Annotated in this window: 23 protein-coding genes; 9 read left to right on the forward strand and 14 right to left on the reverse strand. The window is 67.6% G+C overall.

Annotated features, from left to right (window positions below; all coding sequences use genetic code 11):
* Nucleotides 1–740 precede the first annotated feature (740 nt).
* The 14 genes from BK819_RS15835 to BK819_RS15900 all read right to left on the reverse strand — a co-directional run bounded on the left by BK819_RS15835 (nucleotide 741) and on the right by BK819_RS15900 (nucleotide 14,306).
* A complete protein-coding gene (locus tag BK819_RS15835) occupies nucleotides 741–1,061 on the reverse strand; it encodes a helix-turn-helix transcriptional regulator (protein ID WP_071330018.1) in 321 nt (106 codons plus the stop codon).
* A gap of 5 nt (nucleotides 1,062–1,066) precedes the next feature.
* Nucleotides 1,067–2,209 (reverse strand): tyrosine-type recombinase/integrase, encoded by a 1,143-nt coding sequence (locus BK819_RS15840; protein ID WP_071330019.1) that lies wholly within the window; start codon nucleotides 2,207–2,209, stop codon nucleotides 1,067–1,069.
* A 93-nt stretch (nucleotides 2,210–2,302) separates the two neighbouring features.
* Nucleotides 2,303–2,578: a glutaredoxin-like protein NrdH gene (nrdH, locus tag BK819_RS15845; protein ID WP_071329988.1), complete on the reverse strand. Its 276-nt coding sequence runs from the start codon at nucleotides 2,576–2,578 to the stop codon at nucleotides 2,303–2,305.
* 43 nt (nucleotides 2,579–2,621) lie between these two features.
* Nucleotides 2,622–2,903 carry a hypothetical protein gene (locus BK819_RS15850; RefSeq protein ID WP_071329989.1) on the reverse strand — a complete coding sequence of 94 codons (282 nt, stop codon included), beginning with the start codon at nucleotides 2,901–2,903 and terminating at the stop codon, nucleotides 2,622–2,624.
* The gene (locus BK819_RS15855) at nucleotides 2,900–3,091 is read right to left on the reverse strand and encodes a hypothetical protein (protein ID WP_071329990.1); all 192 of its coding nucleotides are present in this window, start codon (nucleotides 3,089–3,091) and stop codon (nucleotides 2,900–2,902) included. The genes BK819_RS15850 and BK819_RS15855 overlap by 4 nt, the downstream gene beginning before the upstream one ends.
* 15 nt (nucleotides 3,092–3,106) lie before the next feature.
* Nucleotides 3,107–5,218: an FtsK/SpoIIIE domain-containing protein gene (locus BK819_RS15860; protein WP_071329991.1), complete on the reverse strand. Its 2,112-nt coding sequence runs from the start codon at nucleotides 5,216–5,218 to the stop codon at nucleotides 3,107–3,109.
* 453 nt (nucleotides 5,219–5,671) lie between these two features.
* Nucleotides 5,672–6,253 (reverse strand): hypothetical protein, encoded by a 582-nt coding sequence (locus tag BK819_RS15865; protein ID WP_071329992.1) that lies wholly within the window; start codon nucleotides 6,251–6,253, stop codon nucleotides 5,672–5,674.
* A 104-nt stretch (nucleotides 6,254–6,357) separates the two neighbouring features.
* Entirely contained in the window at nucleotides 6,358–7,731 is a 1,374-nt protein-coding gene (locus BK819_RS15870) for a M23 family metallopeptidase (protein WP_071329993.1), read from the reverse strand.
* The gene (locus BK819_RS15875; protein WP_071329994.1) at nucleotides 7,731–9,707 is read right to left on the reverse strand and encodes a hypothetical protein; all 1,977 of its coding nucleotides are present in this window, start codon (nucleotides 9,705–9,707) and stop codon (nucleotides 7,731–7,733) included. The genes BK819_RS15870 and BK819_RS15875 overlap by 1 nt, the downstream gene beginning before the upstream one ends.
* Entirely contained in the window at nucleotides 9,704–12,223 is a 2,520-nt protein-coding gene (locus tag BK819_RS17050; RefSeq protein WP_071329995.1) for an ATP-binding protein, read from the reverse strand. The genes BK819_RS15875 and BK819_RS17050 overlap by 4 nt, the downstream gene beginning before the upstream one ends.
* Nucleotides 12,224–12,234: 11 nt before the next feature.
* The gene (locus tag BK819_RS15885) at nucleotides 12,235–12,789 is read right to left on the reverse strand and encodes a hypothetical protein (protein WP_071329996.1); all 555 of its coding nucleotides are present in this window, start codon (nucleotides 12,787–12,789) and stop codon (nucleotides 12,235–12,237) included.
* 3 nt (nucleotides 12,790–12,792) lie between these two features.
* Entirely contained in the window at nucleotides 12,793–13,068 is a 276-nt protein-coding gene (locus tag BK819_RS15890) for a hypothetical protein (RefSeq protein WP_071329997.1), read from the reverse strand.
* 30 nt (nucleotides 13,069–13,098) lie between these two features.
* Nucleotides 13,099–14,076, reverse strand: coding sequence for a conjugal transfer protein (locus BK819_RS15895; protein ID WP_071329998.1), 978 nt, complete (start codon nucleotides 14,074–14,076; stop codon nucleotides 13,099–13,101).
* Nucleotides 14,076–14,306, reverse strand: coding sequence for a hypothetical protein (locus tag BK819_RS15900; protein WP_071329999.1), 231 nt, complete (start codon nucleotides 14,304–14,306; stop codon nucleotides 14,076–14,078). Before BK819_RS15900 ends, BK819_RS15895 begins: the two co-directional genes overlap by 1 nt.
* A 295-nt stretch (nucleotides 14,307–14,601) precedes the next feature.
* Between BK819_RS15900 and BK819_RS15905 the strand changes: the two genes are divergently transcribed.
* The 9 genes from BK819_RS15905 to BK819_RS15945 all read left to right on the forward strand — a co-directional run bounded on the left by BK819_RS15905 (nucleotide 14,602) and on the right by BK819_RS15945 (nucleotide 22,884).
* Nucleotides 14,602–15,483: a hypothetical protein gene (locus BK819_RS15905; RefSeq protein WP_071330000.1), complete on the forward strand. Its 882-nt coding sequence runs from the start codon at nucleotides 14,602–14,604 to the stop codon at nucleotides 15,481–15,483.
* A gap of 619 nt (nucleotides 15,484–16,102) precedes the next feature.
* Complete coding sequence (locus BK819_RS15910) at nucleotides 16,103–16,765, forward strand: ParA family protein (protein ID WP_071330001.1); 663 nt, start codon at nucleotides 16,103–16,105, stop codon at nucleotides 16,763–16,765.
* Nucleotides 16,765–17,397: a hypothetical protein gene (locus BK819_RS16655; RefSeq protein WP_143049338.1), complete on the forward strand. Its 633-nt coding sequence runs from the start codon at nucleotides 16,765–16,767 to the stop codon at nucleotides 17,395–17,397. Before BK819_RS15910 ends, BK819_RS16655 begins: the two co-directional genes overlap by 1 nt.
* Before the next feature lie 3 nt (nucleotides 17,398–17,400).
* A complete protein-coding gene (locus tag BK819_RS15920) occupies nucleotides 17,401–18,084 on the forward strand; it encodes an SAF domain-containing protein (RefSeq protein WP_083391839.1) in 684 nt (227 codons plus the stop codon).
* Nucleotides 18,085–18,090: 6 nt separating this feature from the next.
* Entirely contained in the window at nucleotides 18,091–18,885 is a 795-nt protein-coding gene (locus BK819_RS15925) for a hypothetical protein (RefSeq protein ID WP_071330003.1), read from the forward strand.
* Nucleotides 18,886–18,887: 2 nt separating this feature from the next.
* The gene (locus tag BK819_RS15930) at nucleotides 18,888–20,519 is read left to right on the forward strand and encodes a CpaF family protein (RefSeq protein ID WP_071330004.1); all 1,632 of its coding nucleotides are present in this window, start codon (nucleotides 18,888–18,890) and stop codon (nucleotides 20,517–20,519) included.
* On the forward strand, nucleotides 20,516–21,289 hold the full coding sequence (locus BK819_RS15935; RefSeq protein ID WP_071330005.1) for a type II secretion system F family protein: 774 nt from the start codon (nucleotides 20,516–20,518) through the stop codon (nucleotides 21,287–21,289). The genes BK819_RS15930 and BK819_RS15935 overlap by 4 nt, the downstream gene beginning before the upstream one ends.
* Nucleotides 21,290–21,346: 57 nt before the next feature.
* The gene (locus BK819_RS15940) at nucleotides 21,347–21,805 is read left to right on the forward strand and encodes a hypothetical protein (protein WP_071330006.1); all 459 of its coding nucleotides are present in this window, start codon (nucleotides 21,347–21,349) and stop codon (nucleotides 21,803–21,805) included.
* Nucleotides 21,802–22,884 carry a zeta toxin family protein gene (locus tag BK819_RS15945; RefSeq protein ID WP_071330007.1) on the forward strand — a complete coding sequence of 361 codons (1,083 nt, stop codon included), beginning with the start codon at nucleotides 21,802–21,804 and terminating at the stop codon, nucleotides 22,882–22,884. Before BK819_RS15940 ends, BK819_RS15945 begins: the two co-directional genes overlap by 4 nt.
* The last annotated feature ends 4 nt before the right edge of the window (nucleotides 22,885–22,888 follow it).

The raw sequence follows: 22,888 nt of genomic DNA on the forward strand, positions 1-22,888 counted from the left end.
ACCTCGATAAACGAGCGCGTCCGGGAGCCCGGCCAAACGCCCGGGGATCACCCCCGTCGCGGACGCGAGGAGGTCGCCGGCGGCTCGAACGACGGAGCAGCGGATGCAGGTGTTCTCGAAGTGCTGCTCACCCGGGGCGCCACACGTGGCACAGACGTAGTCGCGCGTCGACCCTGCACACGGCCCGCAAACGCGCTCCCCTCGGTCATCGCGACCGATGAGCGCTTTCACCTGCCCACAAGACCCGCAGCCGTCGGGGTGGCGGAGCTCGCGTCGATAGCACACGCCGCATATAGACCCGAGGGGCCAGGTCGTATGAACCGCGCGCTTCTCACCGCAGATGGCGCACTCGGCGATGGGGGTGCGGTAGCAGCTGTGGCACAGATCTGCTACGCCATTCTGGTGGCGGGTTGCGACGCGTCGCTCCCGTCCGCATTGTCCGCACGCTCTGACCGGTGCGGAGTAGCAGCGCTGGCAGAGATCCTGACCGTCCACGATGGCGGTGACGTGATCGACACGGCCGCATCCCGCACACGCCCGCTTAGGGCGCGCGCAGTGCCCGCAGAGTGGTGCGCCGTCCTCGGCTCGAGCGCTGGGCGCACGGATGCGACCACAGCGCGAGCACTCCATACGTCGGCTGACGTTGTAGCACGGTCGGCAGAGCCCTCCACCGTCGGGGAGTCGTTTCACCCGCGGGGCGCGGCTTCCGCACTCGGAGCAAGGATGCTCCGGCACCACGGTCATTTCGAATGCCCGGGCCGATTGATCGTCGTTCGGCGGGCAGATACTCGGCTCTTCCGCGGGATGACTTCCCCGGAAGCCTTCCTGGCGGACGCCTCGACGATGCGGGGTTCGATGAGGTCGTTGGGTGTGCACTCAAGGATGTCGCACAGCGCGATCAGCGTAACCATGCTCAGGCGCTGCGGCTGACCCGTCACCAGCCGGTAGGTCTGCTCCCGGGAGAGCGCGACACCACGCTCAGCGAGCAGCGGCTGCAGGTCCGTCGTGGCGAACATTCCACGCTCCGCCATCTTCGCTCGCAGATGCCAGACGTAGTCCATCTCTTTCACCGTGCTGCCTCCTCGAAGTCGGCGCCGTAGCGGGTGTGAATAGCTTGGGTGAGCAGCCGGTTCCGGTACTCGTTAGAGACGCCGACGTAGATCGCGGTCGTCGAGGAAAACGAGTGCCCCACCTGCTCCTGAATGAACCGCTCCGGGTAGTCGAACTCCACCAGGTGCGTCACGTACGAGTGCCGCAACGAATGCAGATCCAACGAAGAGTCGATCCCCGCGGCATCACGAGCTGTACAGAACGCTTCGTTCGCCGCACGCCTGCTCAGCCTCGTGCCCCGTTCGGTCACCCACAGAGCAGGCGACGAACTCGACGATGACGACAACGCCGGCCGAACCTCATCGAGGTAGTGCGCCAGCGTCTCCGCGATCCAGCCCATCTCCGGAACGGTGAGCACCGTGCGCCGCTTCGACGGGCCCCCGCGGCTCGCTTTGCCATGGCGCACCGACAGTGCACCGAATCGGTCTAGGTGCGGCAGCTTCGCGTTGCGGCGGAGATCCACGAGATCAAGCATGACCGCCTCACGTCTTCGCAACCCGAACGCATAGACGCACTTGAGAAGCGCGGCGTCCCGCACGGCCTGAACCGCACCCTTTCGCCGTCGCGACAGGATCCGTGCGGCGAGCCCGTCGGCCGCATCGAACAGCGCCTGGACTTCGTCGAATGTCAACGGTCGCCGCGCGGCATCGCCCTCGTACTCGCTGACATGCACAATCGAGTTGTCCTCATGGAACACCTGTCTGGGTGCAGCGCCAAAACGCGCTTCACACTCGGACAGCCAGGGATATCGAGGATCAGTGATGTACTCGCAGAACATCTTGATGTCGATCTCGTATCCACGCAGCGTCGATAGCCGCAACGGCTTCACGCCCGAGCGCAGCTCACTGATCCACGCCTCCGCCTCCGCCGGCGTCCATTGCCACGGGTACATACCCGTGAAGTCCACGAACCGGCGCACGAGCCGCTCTCTCGCCGCAATCGTCGGAGCCTTCAAGAAGCGAGCAATCTGCTGGGCTCGCCACCCATTCAACATCCCGTCGAGCACGGCTCCCTCAGGGTCAAGATGAATGACATTCCGCGCGGAGACGAGCCGCTGCGCAGACGATGGATCAACTTCAAGCACATCCTCATGATGCATCCAATACAACATTGATGCAAATGAAGTACTCTGGGTGATCAAGAGTGGCGCAGAGACCCCCGGCCCCCTCGACATCCTTCTTGAGCTCAGGCTCTACCGCGCGGGCGATCGCGCTTCGCGCGTTGCATCGGATGGCAATATCGCCCGTTTGGCGAGCTCGTCGATCTTGTCGGGTCGGAACCCGGACCAGTGATCCTGATCCGTGATCACGACCGGCGCCTGCAGGTAGCCCAGCGACTTCACCTGCTCGAGCGCGGCCGGGTCTTCCGACAGATCGAGAACGTCGTAATCGATCCCCTTGGAATCCAGCGCGCGATAGGTCGCCGTGCACTGGACGCACGACGGCTTGGTGTACACCGTGACAGCCATGTGACTCATCCTCCTCTCTTGGTCTCGTCGTTTGCGGGACTGCTCAGACACGCTCGCGAGCGCGACGACGCAGCCAGACGACGGTGGCCACCAGGGCGACGATCAGGCCGGCGACCACGACGATCTGAGGCCACCCGAACCCGATGCCGTCGACGAACGGGATGACGACCTCGGCGCCCTGAGCGAGCAGGTGGTACTGCACCATCCAGTCGCGCACCGGGTTGAGCAGCACCCCGAACGAGAACATGCCGGTGGCCATACCTCCGCACAGCATGAACATCAGCGTCAGCAGGTCGTCCTCGTTCTCGGCAGCCGACTGCGTCATGAGATCCACACCTCCTCCGGGGTAGGCGCCGGCGCGTCTGGGTAGCGGATCTCGCCGGCACGGTCCTCGAGCACGTTGACGTACTCACCGGCGAACTCCTCCGCCCGCTCGCGCCCCGACCCCTGGGCGAGGGCGAACGCGAAGGCCTGCTCGTGTGCGAGCTCGGCTCGGTTCTGGGTGGTCTGCATGGTTGCTCCTTTCGTTCACGCGGCGGTGGGGCGCCGGTAGGTGAGCACTTCGTTGTCCGACACGGTCATCAGGCCCTCGTCGCCGGAGTCGAGCTCGCGGTATTCGATCGCCATCGCGTCCTCGTCGACGATGTCCGGCTCCACCGACTCCACGACGACCCAGACACCGAGGGTGGAGTCGGACAGCACCAGGTCGCCGACTGCGAGATCGCCGGCCAGGCCCTCGGAGATCTCCCCGTAGCCGTCGTCGTCGTCCGCGGCCGCGGCCGGATCGTCGTCGTCGACGTCGACCGGCTCGGGCTCGAACCGGACCTTGCCGGCCTTGCGGGCGCCGAGCGCGACGACGTTGCTGGGCAGCGCCGCGGGGATCTCGACCGCCGGCGGCTCAATGCCGTCGAACAAGGTGATCCGGGTGGTCGCCCAGTCGTTGTAGGTCGGCGGGATCTCCTCGTCGCCGTCAACGAGTGAACTCGGTTCGGCGATCGTCTTGCGGGGGTGATCCGTCTCGAGCGGCATGAGGGTGCGCAGATGCTCCCATTCCTGCGTATCGGACTCGTCGAGCTTGGCCGGGTCGGGCGTGTAGAAGGTCTGCACTTCCACCGGGAGAGACTCGGCGCTGAGGGTGACGCCGCGGCCGCGCTTGTTGCGAGGCAGCGCGACGCCGATCGCCGGGGAGTCCCACATCATCATCGCGCCCTGCGGGGAGAGCCGGCCGAGGGAGAGGCGGGCTCCGAAGTTGTCGCGCATCTCGCCGCCGAGGAACTCGACATCGGGGCGCTGGATGCCCAGCAGTATGTGGATCTTCGCGCTTCGGGCCAGACGGGCGAGGTCCGACAGGAGCTCGAGCACCGGCGCCTGAGTGGGCGCACCCTTCGGCTTCACCGTCTTGTACCAGCGCTGCACGCGAGCCTTGAACGTCGCGTACTCGTCGATGATCAGTGCGAGCGGCTCGAAGTCCTCGAGGCGGGCGGTGCCCTGTTCGAGTTGCGTGTACCGCTGCTCCATGAGCTCGTGCGCTGCGTGCAGCATCCGCACCTGGTGCTCGACACGGGCCGCGACGAGCTCGACGTTCGGCCAGGTGCGGAACCCCGCGAACTCGATCCGCTTCCCGTCCAGCACCCACACCCGCCAGCGGGCCTGCGCCAGGTGGGTGAGCACCGTGTGCTGGAACGACGTCTTGCCAGAGCCCGTTCCACCGATGACGAGCATGTGCGGAGAAACCGAGGGCTGCCACGTCTGCACCGACCCGTCCTCGTCGACGCCGATCGGGATCTTGAACGCCTTGTACTCGGCGTGCGTCAGCTGCTTCGTCGACGGCGCCGGCTCGTGCAGCACCATGTCGGGCATCGGGGGGCGGATCTCGAAGGTGACCTCATCGCCCTCGAGATCCCAGTGCGCCCGCCACCGCCCCGGCAGCATCGAGGAGATCACCTTCTCGATATGCATCCGTCGCGCCGGGATCGCCAGCCGCGGCCCCATGTCGTGCTTGACCTTCATCTTGCGAACGTCGTTGGAGTCGGGATCTGTGGTGACCTCGACCTTGGCGCTCTCCCCCAGCAGCAGCTTCGCCACCTGCTCGGCACGCTGCTGCTCGCGAGAGACGGGCGTGGTCGGCGGCGCGAGCTCGAGCACGAGGAGGCAGCGGCGCGGAACGTGCTTGAGCACTCGATACTCCTCGCCGATGCGACGCGAGAACGACGTGACGATCTGGTCGACGAAACGCACATCACGGTCGTCGACGTGGGAGGCGTATCGGATCGTCACCTTGCGAGGAACGCCGACCCAACCGCGAGTCCACTTCACCGCACGGACCAGGTCACGCGAGGGACGCTGCGCCCCCAGCAATGGCAGCACCGCCTCGATGCCCGGATCGAGGCGGCTCTGCTTCTGGTAGGTGCGGATGCCGGTCACGATCGATGCGGTCGCGATCACCACAGCCGCAACCCACACCCACGCGATCGCGTCAGTGAAGCGGGCCTGCATGTTCACCCCGGTCAACACCACGGCGGCCGCCAGCACGATCAGCGCGGGAATGACCCCCGTCACCTGCCGACGCGGCAGCACCCCCAGCGGAGCGACCGGCGCCGACGACGGACGGACCGGAGGGCGAGCAAGTCGAGTCGCCATCGGATGCCTCCTGAACCGGGCCACGCCGATCGCGGCCCTCTGTGTCATATAGGCCGCCTGGACCCGGCTTCGCGGACACGAGGATCTGGATCTGCCCGCCGGCGCCCGACTCGCGAACCCCTCGTTTCGGATGTTGCTAGTGGTGTTGCAGCCGTAGTGCCGCAGTACTTTCCCGCACATCGGCGCAATAACGTCGCCACCATGGCGCTTGACAACAGTGGTAGGCTTGCCCCGCGCAGCTGAAGCGAAGCCGGAAGCGGAGCGGGGCAAACCCCCCACCGCCGTAAGAAATATCCAGCCCGCAATATCCCCGCAGCATCACCGCATCAGTTGCGCTCGTTCGTCAGCGATGCGGGCCGCACATTGCCCCGCACACGTTCACCCGCAGGGTCAGCCGCCATGATCGAGAGCCGCTGACGGGTCGGTGCGCGGTGGCGAACCGGCGTGCACGCCTCAGTCCTGAACGGAGCTCCCGCCGCGACGGATCTCCCACTCGCGGCGCATCCACTCGCCCTGCCGTTCGGCCGCCGCCCGACTGACGCCACGAGCGGACTCTGGCGCCGGAGGGAACGGTGCTCCCTGGTTGTGCCGCTGCTCGAGCGTCTGAGCCGCGGCGACGAACAATGACTCCACCACCGACGCCAGCGCCGGTGTGCGCGCGTCGCGCAACGCCCACCAGGTTCCCTTGAGTCGCGCGTGCAGATCCGCGGGAAGGTAGTACGCCACGAGCCGGTGCCCCTCCGAGGCGGCACGTCGCGGCCCCTGCGCACTGCGAGGCGCCGGCGGAAACGGTGCTCCCTGGTTGTGCTCGAGCTCAGCCCTCGTGACGTACTCGAGGAAGATCCCCTCCACGAGCGCCGAGAGCGTCGGCGCACCGTCCGGGCAGTCGCGGGTCGCCCACCAGGCGGCCTTGAGTCGCGCGTGCAGCGCTGCCGGGAGGAAGTACGAAACAGATCGGTATCCGGTTGCTGTGGTGCGCGCAGCGGGGCCGGATACTGCCTGATCGTCGACGTGGGGGGCGTCTCGATCGGTCACACATCACCCGTCTGGAAAATGGGGGGAGCCCTCGGGTTTGGGGCTCCCATGGGCGGACAGTCGGTAAGCCTACCTGCCGGTTATCCAGACGCTCAGCCGCTGGGCTACCGGCAGGAACCTGCCGGGCAGAGCTCGACGCCCCAGAGCTCGAAGAAGTCCTCCGGGTTGACGTAGTCCTGGTGCTCGGGAAGCGTCGCCGGTCGCGGCAGGCGCGTGTCGTTCTGCGAGAGGATCAGCTTCGCGACCTCGGGGTTGGTGTTGTTGGCGACGTTGATCCGCAGATCCAGGTGGCAGCCGCCCGAGGGTGGGACGTTGCCCACGACGCCGATCTGCTGGCCGGCTTCGACGATGTCACCGACGTCGACCAGGCGCTGCGACTTGTACATGTGCAGGTAGGAGACCACGTAGCCGTCTGCGTGCTCGATCGACAGCCACAGGGCGCTCGAGAGGACGACCTTGCCGGGCAGGATCGCGTAGACGGGGTCGCCGCATGGGTTGGGCCAGCGCTGCAGGTCGATGGCGGCGTGCCAGGTGGAAGCACCGGGGACGCCGCTGCTTCGGGGGCCGTAGCCGCTGGTCATGTTGTAGTCGGAGCGCAGGGGCAGCTGGATCTCACCCTCGATGCTGCCGCCGCCGCAGCCGCCGCCGATGATGCCCTCGCCCAGGGTGGCGATCAGCTGCTCGGCCGCGGGCTCCCACTTGTCGTAGGCGTCAGGGAAGGCGCTCACCTGCACCTTCTGAGCCGCGACGCCGGGTGCCAGGTTCTCCCAGCCGTTGATGTCGAGCAGGCCGCGTGGCGATCCACCGTTGGGGCCGGTGGGGCCGCCGAAGAACGCCTTGATGGAGTAGTCGAGATCCATGAGCTCCGCGACGGTCCCCCACCCCGACACACGCTGCTGGAACGGGTTGACGCTGTCGTGGTCGTTGCCGACTGCATCGTGGGGGTAGTCGAGCGACTCGGGGACGGAGGAGTTGGCGTACATCCGCAGCAGCGATTCCTGCAGCGCGGTCATCAGAGCGATCTTGAGGCCCTTGTCGGAGACGCCGAGGTCGCGCCCGACCGTGATGATGCGGGTGGCGATCGCGATCTGCTTCTCGTTCAGCGTGATCTTGCCGCCGCGACCGTTGGGGATCTCGATCGATTGGACCGCCGCGGCCGCCGGCGCGGCACCGCTCGTCGACGAGCTCCCCCAGCCCGTCGATGATGCTGGGGGCGGCGAGCTCGTCGACGGCTGCGGGGTCGGCGGCGTCGACGCACTATCACCGCCCCAGGACGCTGCGGCCGTCGTCGACGAGGGGACGCACCCGGAACCCCCGTCCGACCCCACGGCGCCGGCCGAGGAGGCGATGACCCCCAGGAACAGCGCGAGGAACCCTCCGACGACCATGGCGAGGACCAGGCCCACGACGCAGAGGATCGCGATGATCCGTTTCCACGGCGAGCGGCCCTCGGCCTCGTCCACTGTCAGGTCCGTCATCAGCGCGCGAGCTCCCGGGGGCGGTAGGCCTCAAGCTGGCGGCGACGCTCGAGCGCACGGGCGGAGGGCCGCTGTCTCGGGCGGGGCAGCAGCGAGGAGATATCGTGCACCCCGGCGTCGGTCTTGCGGTGCGCGGTGGCCACGCCTTGCGCGTCTACCTCGATGCGGCTGGCGCGGGTCTCGGCGACCTTGACGACCTTGAGCTCGCCGACGTCGACCACGGGGGGTGCCACCCGGCGTGCCGCGGCGTTGGTAGCGGCGGACGTCGCCTTGGACGCGGTCTTGCGGGCGACGCCCTGGCCGACAACCATGGCGCCGGCTGCGGCCGCACCCGCGACGCCGCCGCTGGCCGCGCCCTTCGCGACGGTAGCGGCGCCCTTCGCCACGGTGGTCGCCGTAGACGCGGCTCCGAGTGCCTTGCGAGCCGTGCCGGGGCCAACGGATGGTCCCGGCGCGCCTGAGGGGCCTGTGCCGCCTCCTGCGCCGCCACCGGGGCGGGGGTGGCGGACCTGGGTGAGCGTGATGGGATCGGGCTCGGGTGCGGGCGCAGCGGGCTTCTGCGGTAGCGCTGCGGCACTCGGGGTGGCTGGTCGACGGTTGATCAGATCCTTTGCGGTGTTGGCCATGCTGGCGATCGCGGTCATCTTGAGCAGGGCGTTGGAGTCCTTCGGGGTGGGCTTCATGCCCAGGCCGAGCTTGTTCAGGTGTTCCGCGACGCCGTGGCCGGCACGCAGGGTGGCCCGGCGCGCACGCCACACCAGGACGATGACGATGATCAGGAAGATGATCACGAAGACCATCCGCAGCTGGTGCGGCAGGAAGCCGGTCTGCAGCATGATCCAGGTGATGAGCTTGACGTAGAGCGCCAGGCACACGGTCATGACCGTGAGGCTGATCGCCCCCATGAAGGTGTCGGACAGGGCCTTCCAGAACGGGCCGCGATCGATCGGGGCGATCGCCAGGTTGCCGTAGAAGACCGACTTGATCCCGGCGACGAGCATGAACACCACGGCCACCATCAGCAGGCCCGCGACGACCATCCCGAAGCTGAACAGGACACTTACCCCGCCGCCGTTGACCAGTGCGTTGAGGATGTTCATTCCGCCGGGGTTGTCGTGCGCGAACCGCGCAGCCTCGGGTGCGCAGTCGCGGAGCGAGGACTGGGGCTCCCCCGTCTGGATGAACGTGTCGTAGAACCCTTGGCAGTCGTCGGGAAGCACCTGCCCGTAGGAGATCACCTGGTGCGGGATGCGGACGAATGCGTCCATGAGCGTGGCGTTCACAGCCGATGACAGCGATGCGTCGCTCGGCTGCGCCTCGGGGTCGATGACGATCGATCCCGCCAGCTCGCCCCCGAACTCTTGCGACTTCTCGAGGACACCGCCTGTTGCGGTGAGAGTGGCCACCGGGTTGGCCAGGACACCGCCGACGAGGACGGCGATGATCGCGGCGATGAGCATTTCCCAGAGCCCGCCAGCGACCCTGCCGACATAGATGGCGATGCCGCCCACCAGCGCGCTGATCATCAGGGCGAACGGGATCCAGTTGATCGTCCCCAACTGTTCCTGCACCCAGACCGCGAGGGTGTTGAACGGGGTGGCAAGCCACGCGACCCACTCGAAGCTGAGAAGGAAGTCGAACAGCCAGAGGATGACGCCGGTGCAGAAGTACTGGATAGACCAGAGCAGCTGCACGACGAAGTTGACGACCACCGTGCCCGGTGTCCACACATCGCCGGCGTTGATGTCGATCTCCCCGTACTGGGAGAACGAGTTGCCGCGGCTGTCGATGTAGTCGACGCCGTCCGGGAGGAAGCCCACCGCGTGCGCGGGCTGGCCCTGGATGACAGTGAAGTACGCCACGAGCGAGACGGCGACGAGGGTTCTAGCCCACCGAGGGTGCGTGTGCGCCCAGATCCGAGCTCGCCAGGCCCACCCGCCCATCGAGCGGAAGGCGTCGGCGTAGAACGTGATCATGAGATCTCCACGGAGGCGGAGGGGGTGGACAGCACCGCCTGACGACGGTCGGGCCGGGCGGGCAGTGTCTTGCGGAACTTGCCGTAGCGGCCGCGGACGTCGCGCATGATCCCCTCGCCGCGACGTTCGACCGGCACCTTCCGGTCGGAGCCGATCGGGCTCAGATCGGTCATGACCTCGCGGACGTACTCGCGCGAGACGGGCAGGCCCAGCCAGTCGACGGCGCGCTTGGCGAGGGTCTCGTCGCGCTGACGCATGACGAACCGGATGGGGATCAAGCCGCGGGTGACCTCGTCGCCGAAGTCGTGGGGGTCGTGGGAGCCGACCGCGGCCGCGGCGGCGTGCTTGCGGCCATCGCGGAAGAACGTCTGCAGTTCGGCCTGGCCGTCGCGCGAGGCGGTGATGTGGTGGGTCTCATCGAAGATCGCCAGCGCGAAGCGGTGCCGGTCCATGAAGCACACCTCCCGGGTCAGCTGGGCGAGCATCGCGTACATGGCTCGGCCGACGATCTTCTCGATGGGCATCTGCTTGAACAGGTGCTCGTTCTCGACCTCGGCTCGGTCGGGCAGGCTCAGCCCGTGGGTGGTGAACACGACCGCGTCGACGGCCTTGAGGTCCAGCGGAGGCAGGGCTTCGTCGAACAGAACGGCGCCGAAATCCTTGGTGGCCACGACGCGGATCAGGCCGAGCAGTTCTGCCGCCACCGGGTTCTGCTCCCCCAGCTGGCGCAGGTGCTCGATCAGCGCGCCGAGGCTGGTGATCCGGTGCGTCTCCATGTACTCCGCTTCGAGCAGGCCCGACAGCTGCACGCCGCGGGTGTCCATGGTCTGGATGCCGAGCATCAGCGAGAACAGCGACTGCACCATGCGGGCGCCTTTGCGAGGCCCGAGCACCCGCAGCGGGTCCAGCGACCACTGCGGCTCGAGCATGTCGATGACACGGGTGGATGTTCCCGGCAGCGACTCGGCGAACGTGGCGTACTCACGGGCCACGGTGCGGTCCAGCGCCACGATCAGCCCGCCACGATCGAGCACATCGCCGGCGACGCTCTTGAGCAGGACGCTCTTGCCGGCGCCGAGCTCGGCGACCACTCCAAAGCTGCCGGAGGAGTCCGCCTGGATGTTGCCGAACAGGTCGACCAGGATCGGGGTGTGTCGGCCAGTGGTGATGTTGTCGCCGAGGCGGATGCCACGGTCATCGCCGAGGGCGGTGCTGACGATGGGCAACCCTGAGGCGGCCTCGCGGCCGGTGGTGATCTGGGACAGGTCTCGCACGATGCGCGAGGTCGGCACGCCCGGCTGCATCGCCCACCAGAGCTCTTCCTGCCCGCCGAGCGGCGCTTCCAGGAGGAAGTCGGAGGCCTTGTAGTCGGCGGCGATGTAGCGGGCGCGGGCGAGTGCCGTGTCGGGGTCGGGTCCGCCGACCGCGTAGATGACGGTCGCTTGGACCTCGACCTCCTTGTCGCTGGCGTTGAGAGAGGCGTGGTACGCCGCGAGGGTCTCAGCGACCTGCGCGAGGTCTGATCCACTGCCGGTGATGGCGAGGGTGCCGGACTGCTGGTCGACCTGATCCAGCAGCTGCTCCTCGGCGCGCTTGTTGCGACGCTTGACGGCCTCGGCGCTGGTGACGGTCAGCCGGATCGCCCAGTCGACGTCGAGCTCGTACTGCTCGACGCGCGAGATCCACTCGACGCCGGGCATCACCCAACCGCCCTTCGGGCCGCCCACGACGGCCTGCATGACCTGGTAGCTGGGGGCGTCGGCGTGCGGGCTCTGCACCTTGAGGTATCGGCGGTTGAACGGCAGGAACCGCTTGAGCTCGGTCGGGGACAGATCTGACTGGCCGCCCTCATCGAGCCACGGGTTGGGCATCGCGGTGGGCAGCTGCGTGGCGGGAACCTCTGCGATGCCGACATTGTCGGCCTCGGGGATAGGCCCGTCGATGGCGAGACCGCGGTGCTGCGAATGCAGCGCCATCCAGACGTATTCCGCGACGGTGGCCGGGCGGGCGAAGAAGTCGGCGGGGATGCGGTTCTCGATCTCCTGCGCGGCGGCCAGGGCCGCGGCGATCTCTGACTCGGGAGGCGTGGTGCGAGGAAGTGCCAGCTGCTCGCGGAACTGCTCGAGGCCAGCACGCCATGCCGCCCGCGAGCGGGTGCGCCAGCTGCCAGCGGACAGGGGGATCGACAGCCAGTAGGCGCGCTCCCCCAGCGCGATCTCCTCGAGGGAGTCGAGGGTGAGGGCGCATTCCTCGGCCCATTCGGGGTGCTGGCGGATGTCGACGCCGGCGAGCATCTTGTCGACGATGTCGACGGGATCGCTCGTCGCGCACAGCCCAATCAGCAGCGCCTCCCCACGAAGGGACTGGAAGAGCGCCTGGTGCTGACCGAGCACCAGCTGGCGGAGCTCGTCGGTGCCGTACCCATGCGGGAGGCCCTGCAGACGCCAGGTGGCCCAGATCGTGCCGGTGCGGGTCCACATCAGGTGTCCGGCGAAAGAGGAGGCGGGAATGCGCATGGGACGTGCTCCTAGTTCGTGTTCTTGGTCTGCTGCAGCAGACGCTCGACGGCGCTGACCGCGGTGCGTGGCGTGACTACGGGCGCGGTGGCAGGGCGCTGAGGGCTGCGTGCGGGCAGCGCCGGGGGCTGCTCCGTCACGACGTCCTCGAGCTCGGCGTTCTGGGGGGCCGTCACGGGGGGTGGCATCCGGGACGACCCAATCGCCTGGTGCGGTCGCGCAAGGCGGATGGGACGATCCTGATACCTCCCCCCGTGTGGCTTGAACATCGCCGCGACCGCGCCGACGAAGGCGAGGACGAGGTTGCGGCGTGTCATCGGGATGAGCCCGACGAGCCAGGTCACGCCCCAGGCGACACCGACCGTGATAGCCAGATCGAGGAGAGTGGCTCCGGTGCTCCACAGCGTTCGCGTCGCGAGCAGCCCCATGAGCGCCACACCACCGAAACCGACCTGGGTGAGCGTGTAAGGCCCGCCCGGGATACGAGATCCATCGGTCATCCGACCGATCATCTTCGGGAATCGGCGCGACCGCGTGTAGAAGCGGGCGATCTCCTCGTTGGCCATGAGTCAGGCTGCCAAGTCGTGACCGACGACGTTGGTGATGGTGGCGGGGGCGGCGTTGGTCTCGTTGTTGATGGTCTGCGAGAACCATCCGAGCCCGTTCATCGTCACCGCCCAGATGACGAACCCGGCAACCAGCGACGTGACCAGGAGCTTGCCCCAGGCCAGGCGCGTGACGATCGCCACGACGATGACCAGGACGATCGAGGCGAGCATCGCGAACGCCTGCACGACGCCGGTCCACGTCGAGAAGAGGTTGTTGAGGTATTCGGAGAGTGACATTGCAGCGCTGTCCTTTCGGTGCGTCCCGGATTATCGAGACGGGGTGGGTGTGGGGTCGGCGCCGGGCTCGACGCTTTCCATTGGGACGAGATCGACGGATGTCGTCTCCCAACGCCCGTCGCGCGCGGTGAGCGTGAGGGCGTAGGTCGTGGTCAGCCGCTGGTCGCTGGCGCTCGAGACCTCAGCTGTCGCGAGGACGTGCACCACCGATCCCGTGCCAGGGGCGTCACTGGGCTCGACATCGCTCTTGACGTCGGTGACGGTGATCGTCATGTACGGCGCCGGGGTGATCGCGGAGATCTCCGAACCAGGCGAGACGTAGCGGCTGATCTCGCCGGAGCCGGCGAGGTAGGCAGAGAGGAACGCTTCGACCGTCTGCCGGGCGCTCGAGGGCTGCAGCACCGTCTGGCTATAGGCCAGACGCACTGCGCTGTCTTCCTTCGTGGGGGCTGCGATCGGTGCAGGCAGTCCCACCACGGACAGGCCGGCGTCGGTGACGCGGACAGTGACGGCGAAGTAGCGGCGCGGCCAGATGGTGGCGCCACTCTCGCTCTCCATATCGAACTCTTCGACGTTGGCGGCGACGACCACGCTCATCAGGTCCGACTCGTCGGTCTTCTCCACAGACACCACCGCGAGGTCGCGGTACTTCCATGCGGTGGCCGACAGCTGCCCCACTGCGGCGGGGTTGATGTACGTGGCGAGAGTGCCTTCGTTCTCGCGGGTGGCTCCCAGCCATGCCGCAACGAACGCTGCACCGTACTCCCCCGCGGACTGCTCCTGAGCGGTCAGTGGAGCGTCGACGGCGACCTGCGCGACCGCTTGGGGCTGCTGCGCGTTGATGGTCGCGCTGATGAGCGCGAGAGGCCCGCACGCCACCGCAACGATCAGTGCACCCGTGACCGCCTTCTGGCCGAACCCGCGCCCGGCGGTCCACTCGCTGCCCTTCGCAGGTGTCGCCTTCGACCCCTTCGGCCGCTTCGCTTCCTTCGGCTTGCGCAGAGCCATCACGCACCCCCGCTGAGTTGAATCCCGGCCACCCTCATCGCTGCCGGGGCGGCCGCGCGTAGCTCCGCGAGGGCCGCTTCGACACCCCCATAGGTGCTCGTGTCGAACGGGCGATCCAGGGTCCGAGCTACCGCATCCTCGAATCCCTGCGTCGCACGGATGGCGCGCGCGGCGTCGGGCTTGAAGCTGTCCCAGGTCGGGTCGCTGAGGTTGTCATCCGCCACGGCCACGTTCCCTTCTCGTCGTCGTCTTCACACCCCCGCATCGGGGGCTCTACGTCATATAGGCCCCTCATCCGCCCCTTCGCGGACACCGGACGACGAAATTTCTTGCAGGAATACTGCGCGCATCTACCCCAGGTCTTTTCGCGCCTGTGACCTGGCTTTTTCTAGATGTGATCCAGAGCCGTACCCGCCCGTACGCACGAACGCACGCAGATCACTCGCGCCCTTATCCAGACGTTGACCCTGAGGCGCTGAGGAACGTGGCCGCCGTCAACCGACGTAGCGACGAAGGGCCATTTCCATGCACGTCTACAACGCAGCCACCACCCTCGAGCGGGCACTACTGAATGAGTGGAACAGCACGCTCGCAACCTCGCGCCACGACTACGGCGCCCTCGGCGAGCTCACCGGCGATGAGGCGATCGAACTCATCCGCCGGCCCCAGCTGGCAGAGGACCGCGACCAGATCCTCAGTCAGCTGCTCGAGCTCGAGCACGGCGGAGACATCGTCGCCGGCAAGGTGATCCTCAAGTCCTTCCTGCCCCTGGCGTTCCGTCTGGCACGCACCTGCAGCAGCGTCCGCGCCATCTGGCGTAACTCCCCCACCGACGCCACCGCAACCACAATCGGCGCGCTGTGGGAGGTCATTCGCACCTACCCGCTGCACCGCACGAGCTCGGTCGCCGGCAACATCCGACTCGAGTGCATCAAGCTCCTCGAGCGAGGCTTCGGGGCCTCCACCAACATCGAGCTCGCCGTCGACGACGAGACCTTGGAGCACCTCGTGAACGCGGACGCCGACACCGAGACCGACGACCCCCTGCGCGATCTCGTCACGCTGTTCACCTGGGCCATCGACAACGGCACACTCACGGCTGACGAGGTCCGCCTGCTCGCCCGGATCGAGCTCGCCGAAGGCAACCCGGGCGAGGAGCGCCAACTGGCGGCCGACGAGCTCGGCATCAGCCGCGACACCCTCAACCGCCGAGTGCACCGCATCCGCACCAAGCTCATGACTGCCGTGTGCGGGCGACGTGCAGGAGCGAGTGTCCTACGCCCCCCGCCGCAGCTGAACACACCCCCGCGCCGACAAAGCCCCTGGATGGCCCCCAGGGGCTTTGTCACGTCCCAGGAGCCCCTCACACCCGCCCGCACCCCTGTTCGCCGCTCAGATCGGCGCTGACGGCCGCGCACGGCAGCTTGCACGTCACCTGCACCCTTCCCCCACGCTCCATGCCACACCCCCGCCTGACGGAAGCCCCCCCTGCACTACGGGCGGCACACCGGCCGCATGTCGATAGGCTCATCGGTGCAACACCCGCCGCACTATCAGCCGCTGCAAGATCGCAATGCACCGGGCACTCCCCGTGGTCGATCCCCGCACGCATCGTGCTCTAGCACCGCATGCTTGTGCTAGACGACCGCCATACGACCGCCATACTGGGGATATATATAGCGCCGATATTGCGGGTGTATTGCGCATGTGCGGCGCCCTTGCCCCGGATAGGTTGCGCCTGGTGCCCGCACGAATACCGGCATGCCTCCGGCTTACATGCGCCTGTCGCGCGGTGCTGTTCCGGCTATCTTCCACCGTTCATCCTTCATGTATGGCGGTACCTATAGCGCCGTTATTGCGGTGGCCTTGCGCTGTGCTTGCGCTGTGCTTGCGCTGTTATGTCGGTGGTCGATCGCTAGACTGGCGCCATGGATCAGCACATGTGCTTACTGTCGAGCGGCGCAACTGCGCCACGTAATCGCAGCGTTTCCGCCACATCGGCGCTTATGAGGAACGGGAGGGATAGATGAAGGTCATCGCGATCGCCGGACAGAAGGGCGGCGTCGGAAAGACGACCACCGTCATGAACGTTGCGGCATGCCTGACGCGCGGTAGCCGCGTCCTCGTGGTCGACGTCGATCCTCAAGAGTCGACGACCTGGTGGGCGGAGAACGCGGGGGAGGAGTTGCCCTTCGATTTCGCCGCCGATGTCGACCCGAACAACCTCTCGCTGATTCGCAACGCCGACGACTACGACTACGTGCTCATCGACACCCCCGGCAGCCTCGACAACACCGCTGTCCTGTCCGCTGTTCTTGACGTTGCCGACTTCGTCGTCCTCCCGCTCAACCCCGAGCCCCTGGTGGTGCCGGCCCTACGCCGCACCGTCGCCCAGCACATCGCGCCGCGCGGCCTCGAGTACCGGGTGCTGCTGAACAAGATCGACCGGCGTGTGTTCGGCCAACTCGAGGACTGGCAGGAACTCGTCGACGGCGGCCTCAAGATGCCCCGGTTCCAGGGGTACATCCGGGCGAGCAAGAGCATCGCGGATGGCCCGCTGGACGGGAAGGTCGTCACCCAGTACAACGACACCCGCGCCACCCAGAATGCGATCTTCGACTTCACCACCGTCGCCCGCGAACTGCAGGCGGCACTAGAGGCAACGCCCGCCACGAAGGGAGCGAGCTGATGGCACGCAAGAGCTTGGGATCACTGGTCGGCAACGATGCCGCCGCGTCGGCACCGACTGTGGGGGAGCAGGCGCCTCCTCCGGCTGCTGCGCCCGCCCCACCCGCGCAGATTGAGCCGACAGCAGTAGCCGCATCCGCCGACGCTGAGAAGGAGACACCGCCCGCCGCCCAGGAGGCGTCCAGCGCGCCGGCCCGCAAGACGCGCGGCGCCCGACGCACCGCCGCGACGCCGGATAGTAACAGCGACCGCGAGACCGCCTCTAAGGGGGTCCCCGTCCACCTGACCGAGGAACTCAACGAGCGGCTGCAGGCGTACATGGCAACGACCCGGTGGAGCCACCACAACGTGCTCCTCGACGCGATCGAGACGACGTATGCGCGCCTGCCCGAACTCATCGCGGAAGCAACCGCTGCTGCCAGTCGCCAGGCCGAGCGCACGGTTCTGTTCTCCCGACCCAACCCCACCGCACCCAAGGCGACGGGGGAGGCCCGGGTCAAGCACACCGTGAAGATGAGCGACACCAACCGGAACATCCTCGATCGCATCACCGCCGAGGTTGGCGCCCCCAGCCGAAACTTCCTCATCACCGTGGCCTACGAGGCCTACCTGCCCACCATCGAGAAGAGCTAACCCATGACCACAACCGCCCCTGAGAAGGCCAGCAAGCGAACCCGGAACACCGAGAAGCCCTCGACCCGCCCCGCCGCGGTCGGGCAGCCGACCAAGTCTCGTCGTCGCGTGTGGATGATCGCCCTCGGCATCACCATCGTCCTCATCGGCGCGTTGGCCACCTGGTACGTCACCACCACCACATCACGCACCGTCTCGGTTCTCACGATCAGCGACACCGTCCAGCGCGGCGAAGCGATCACCCAGAACGACCTCACGACGATCTCGATCGCCGGCGGCCAGAACGTCGACGCCATCCCCGCATCCGAAGCATCTGACGTCGTCGGTCAGGTCGCAGCCGTAGACCTGCCCGCCGGCTCGCTGCTGACCACCGGCAACATCATCGACACGCTCCCGGTGCCGGAGGGCTCCTCCATCGTGGGCATCGCGTTGAACGCCAGCCAGCTGCCGTCCTACCGCCTCGCCGCCGGTGACGCCATCCGCCTGGTCGACACACCGGTCGCGCAGGGTGAGCCACCGACGTCTGATCCGCAGACCTTCGACGCCACGGTGTTCACCACCACCTATGACGAGGCCAACCAGACCTGGATCGTCGACGTCGTGGTCCCCGAGCGTGAAGCCGCATCCATCGCAGCACGCGCTGCCACACAGCGCGTATCCATCGTCCTCGACGGCGTGGGGGAGTAAGCCCCGATGTCGATCGTCTACCTCACCAGCACGTCGGGCGCCCCGGGAGTGTCCACCCTGGCAGCCGCCCTCACGCTCAACTGGCCACGGCCGGCGCTCCTGCTCGAGGCCGACATCGCCAAGACCAGCCACATCCTCTCCGGCTACCTGCGTGGGCAGTACCAGCACGTCCAGAGTCTCACCGAAGCCGCGATCGCCAACCTCCGCGGCGGGATGGACGGGGAGACCCTCTTCGCGCAGACCATCAGCCTCGGCGAGGGCCGATACGTCATCCCCGGGTTCAACGACCTCGGCGGAGCACGCGGAACGACCAGCGCGTTCTGGGCGAATCTGCTGCGCGCGCTTGAGCAGCTGCCTCGCACGGCCAACGCCCCCGATCTGGACATCATCGTCGACGCCGGCCGGTTCGCCCCTGGCGATCCCCGCACGCCTCTCATCGCCGCAGCTGACGCAGTACTCGTGGTCACCGGGAACACCCTCCCGGACATCCACGCCCTGTACGCGAGCTCGAGCGCGTTCGCGGCGACGCTCGAGGCGTCAGGTCACCGCGACTTCCTCGGGCTCACGATCACCACCAGCCCCCTGCGAGGCCAGCGCTACAGCGCCCACGAGATCTCCTCCAAGACCGGCCTGCCGTTCATCGGCACGCTGCCCTGGGACCCGGCCACCGCATCGCACTACTCGCATGGAGCCGCAACCCCCTCCAAGCGCTCGCCCTACACCAAGGCGCTGACAGAGATCATCACCACCCTCAACGGTGACCTCGCCGGTCGCCGCTACACGCCGACCGCACAGGACTGACCATGGCCAAGAACCCCAACCCGGACCCCGCAGACCTCTCCACGCTGCCCCTGTTCGCGCCGGGCCAGCCTCGGCAGACGAACCCGGCAGCCGACCACCTGCTGCGCGCCACCACTCGCGTCGACCAGCCCACGGCCGTACCGCCGGCACCCGCAGTACCGGGGTCGATCGACCCGCGCGCACACGCCGTAGCCGGCACGATCCCGCCGCCGCCCCCGGCACCGCCGACCCGCGCTGCTGCCACCACCCGCCGCAGCGCGGCCGCGATGTTCGAGGATCAGGGGCGCATCCCCTGGGATGCGGTCTCGGAGATCCGCGACGCCGTATCGACGATCCTTGCCGACGCCGGCCAGGCCAACCCCAATCTCACCGATGAGGAACGCGAGGCGATGGCCCGGCAGCACACCGCCGAGCTCATCCGCGCTCGCGTCGACGACCTCGCCCGCCACGGACAGGAGTCGTGGAGCCTCGACCTGCAGGAAGACGTCGCGCAGGCTGTCTTCGATGCGATGTTCAGGCTCGGCCGGCTGCAGCCGCTGGTCGACATCGAGGGCGTCGAGAACATCGACATCGTCGGCTACGACAACGTCTGGCTGACCTTCGCCGGCGGCAACCGGCAGAAGTACCCGCACCCGGTCTCGCTGAACGACGACGAGCTCGAGCGCGAGATCAACTTCATCGCCACACGCCGCGGCGAGGGCGCACGCTCGTTCAACGCCTCACGCCCATCCCTGCACCTGGACCTGCCTGGCGGCGCCCGTCTAGCGGCGCTCGCACGGCCCGTTGCCGAGCGTCCCTCGGTAACGATCCGTATCCATCGCCACGTTGATATCTCCCTCGACGACCTGGTGGCCACGCACACCATGACCAGGCTCGCAGCACGGTTCCTCGAAGCCTCGGTGCGCGCCGGCCTCAGCCTCGTCACCAACGGTTTCCAGTCCTCGGGCAAGACGACCCTGCTGCGGGCGTTGGCCGACTGCATCCCGCCGGACGAGAAGCTCGCGACGATCGAGATGGAACGCGAGCTCTACCTGCACAAGAACCCGGCCAAGCACCCACTCGTCATCGCCTTCGAGTACCGTCCCGGCGAAGGCGAGCCCGGTGCGACGGGGGAGCGGGCAGGCGAGTTCCCGCTGATCCGCGGACTCGAGGACTCGCTGCGCCACACCACCGACCGGCTCATTGTCGGCGAGGTCCGCGGCTCCGAGATCAACGCGATGCTGCAGGCGATGCAGTCCGGCGTCGGGTCGATGAGCACCCTCCACTCACAGAGCCCGGAGGACGCGATCGAGCGCATGGTGACCCTCATGATGAAAGACGGCTCCAACGCGACACCCGCCTACTGCTACCGGCAGATCGCGCAGAACATCGACCTCATCGTGCAGATGGCGAAGATCCGCGACCACGAGACCGGAAAGGCCCGGCGCGTGATCACCGAGATCTGCGAGATCCAGCCGGGCGAGGACAGCTACGGTGTGGCCCGCCCCACCCTCAGCAAGATCTTCACCTTCGACAAGGCGACCCAGACACTCGAGCTCGGCCAGCTGCCCTCGCGCGAACTGCTCGACAAGCTCGCCGAGGTCGGGTTCAACGAATCCGACCTCACCCCCTACACCGGGGAGGCCAGCGCATGAACACCGCCGGCATCCTGATCTCGATCCTCATCGCAGCAGCCGGCGGCATCCTGGTCGTATTCGGAATCGCCTACCAGGCCCCCGAGCCCGGCACGGCAAAGCCGGTGCGCTCCAAGCGCACCACCCCGCTGTTCAGCCGGCAGCAGCAGCTGTGGGCGGCGATCGGTCTGGGCTCCGGCGTACTGCTGTTCATCTACTCCGGCTGGCTCATCCTCGTGCCCATCGCCACCGTCGCCGGTGCCACGCTCCCGCTGTTCCTCGGCAAGGGCGACGCCCCGCAGAAGATCGCCCGCCTCGAAGCCCTCGAGACCTGGACGCGCAGCCTCTCCGGTCTCACCATCGCCGGCGCCGGCCTCGAGCAGACGCTGATGGCATCCCTGGCATCCGCTCCCGAGGCGATCAAGCCGCAGGTCGGCTCGCTCGTGGCCCGCCTCAACGCGCGCTGGCCCACCCGCGAAGCGCTCGAGGCATTCGCCCGCGACCTCGACGACCCGACCGCCGACCTGATCGTGATGCACCTGCTGCTCAAGGAGCAGGCCCGCGGCGCCGGCCTCGCCGAAGCCCTCGACGACCTCGCGGAGATCATCTTCGAGGAGGTCAAGGTGCGTCGACAGATCGAGACCGACCGAGCCAAGCCGCGCACCCAGGTCCGTATCGTCGCGATCGCGACCCTCGTCGTCCTGGCCGCGCTGCCGTTCCTCGGCACCTACACCGCCGCCTACGCCAGCCCGCTCGGCCAGGTGCTGCTGACCATCTGGGTTGTGCTGTAAAACCCACTTGCATATGTGCAAGAGCTAGTAGACTGGGGGTGAGAGGAGGCGATCGACATGACAACCACCACCGACACCGCCGCGGAGCTTCGCGAGCTCGCGAACCTGCAGCGCCGGCACGATCTCCTCGAGAAGACCATCAACGAGCGCCTGCTGACCCTCCGTTTCAACAAGGGTGTCCAGCTGCAGGAGCTCGGTGCGGCACTGGGCAAGAGCGAATCGCAGATGTCGCGCATCCTCAAGGCGCTGGAAAAGAGCAAGGGCACCGCGGCCGCGAAGCCGGCGGCCGCAACGGCCATGGAGCTCGTGCGCCAGGCCCAGCGCGGCGAGATCTCGCACGAGGAGTTCGTCGAGGCCCTCAAGCACTGGAACTACGACCCGCAGTACAAGACCCAGGGCGAAGCCGACGACTGGGAGGTCGTGGACAACAGCTTCGACGCCGTCCTCCACGCCTATGTGGGTCTCGACCTGCTCTCTGACGAGGAGTACGAGGAGATCGAAAGAGCAGCCGCTTGACGGACTCCGACCGCTCGGAGCACCTGGCTGCTCTTCGAGCCCTCACGGCCGTCAACGGCCCGATCGACGCCGAGGCTCCCACCGCCACGCATCAGCGCGAGCAGAACTACCGCAACGGGCGCCTCACCGCGTCGCGGGCCAGGCTGCACAAGCAGATCATCCGGGAGTTCTTCGCCGAGAACGACGCGGTGATCCGCGATCGCCAGGTGCTGGTAATGGCCGGCCCTCCCGGCGCCGGCAAGAGCTCAGCGCGCCGTGAGCGCATCCCCGAGGCCCAGGAGAAGCACTGGCGGTTCATCGACCCCGACGATTTCAAGACGAGGCTGCTGCGCAAGATGCGAGAGTCGGGGGAGTACGACGAGATTGTGCCGCCGGCGGTGAAGTCCCGGATCGACGCCGGCGAGCAATTCGCTCCGGGCGAGCTCGCCTCCCTCGTGCACGAGGAATCATCCGACCTCGCCCGAGAAGCGACGATGATCTCCCTCGAGCGAGGCGAGCGGGTCGTGATCGACGGCGTCCACGGCAGCAAGATGAAGCTGCTCAAGCGATTCCAGCAACTCTCCGAGCAGGGATACACGTCGATCGAGGTCATCGCCGTCGACGGCCCGCGAGAAGTCACCCGGACGCGAGTGATCAACCGCTGGGAGAAGGGCTACGCCGCCTTCCAGGACGGCACGGACGATGCCGCATACCAGGCCCGGTACGTCCCGGAGCACATCACCGACTCGCTGTACGTCGACGACGACCGATTCTCCGCGTGCACCCGGGCCGTGGCCATGGCCACCAAGGGAGCGCCTGAGGGGATCACCGTCCGCGCCGACGTCTACTACGTCGACGACGTCAACGCCGCCGGCGCCCCGTGGCGCACCTACCGCAAAGACGTCGACGGCTTCGCTTACGAGAAGCTGCGCGACATCCCCAGGCCGCAGCCCCGTCCGGCCGCAGCCGGCGTTCCCGGCACTCCCGGCGCTGGCGGGGATAGTGCCCCCGGCGCCGGGGAGATCTACGTCGCCGGCTACGAGCGCTCAGACGGCACGGTGGTCCCTCCACACACCCGGAGACGCCCCGCGGGCTCCTGACGAC

Source organism: Microbacterium sp. LCT-H2 (genome assembly GCF_001866135.1).
Lineage (GTDB): Bacteria > Actinomycetota > Actinomycetes > Actinomycetales > Microbacteriaceae > Microbacterium.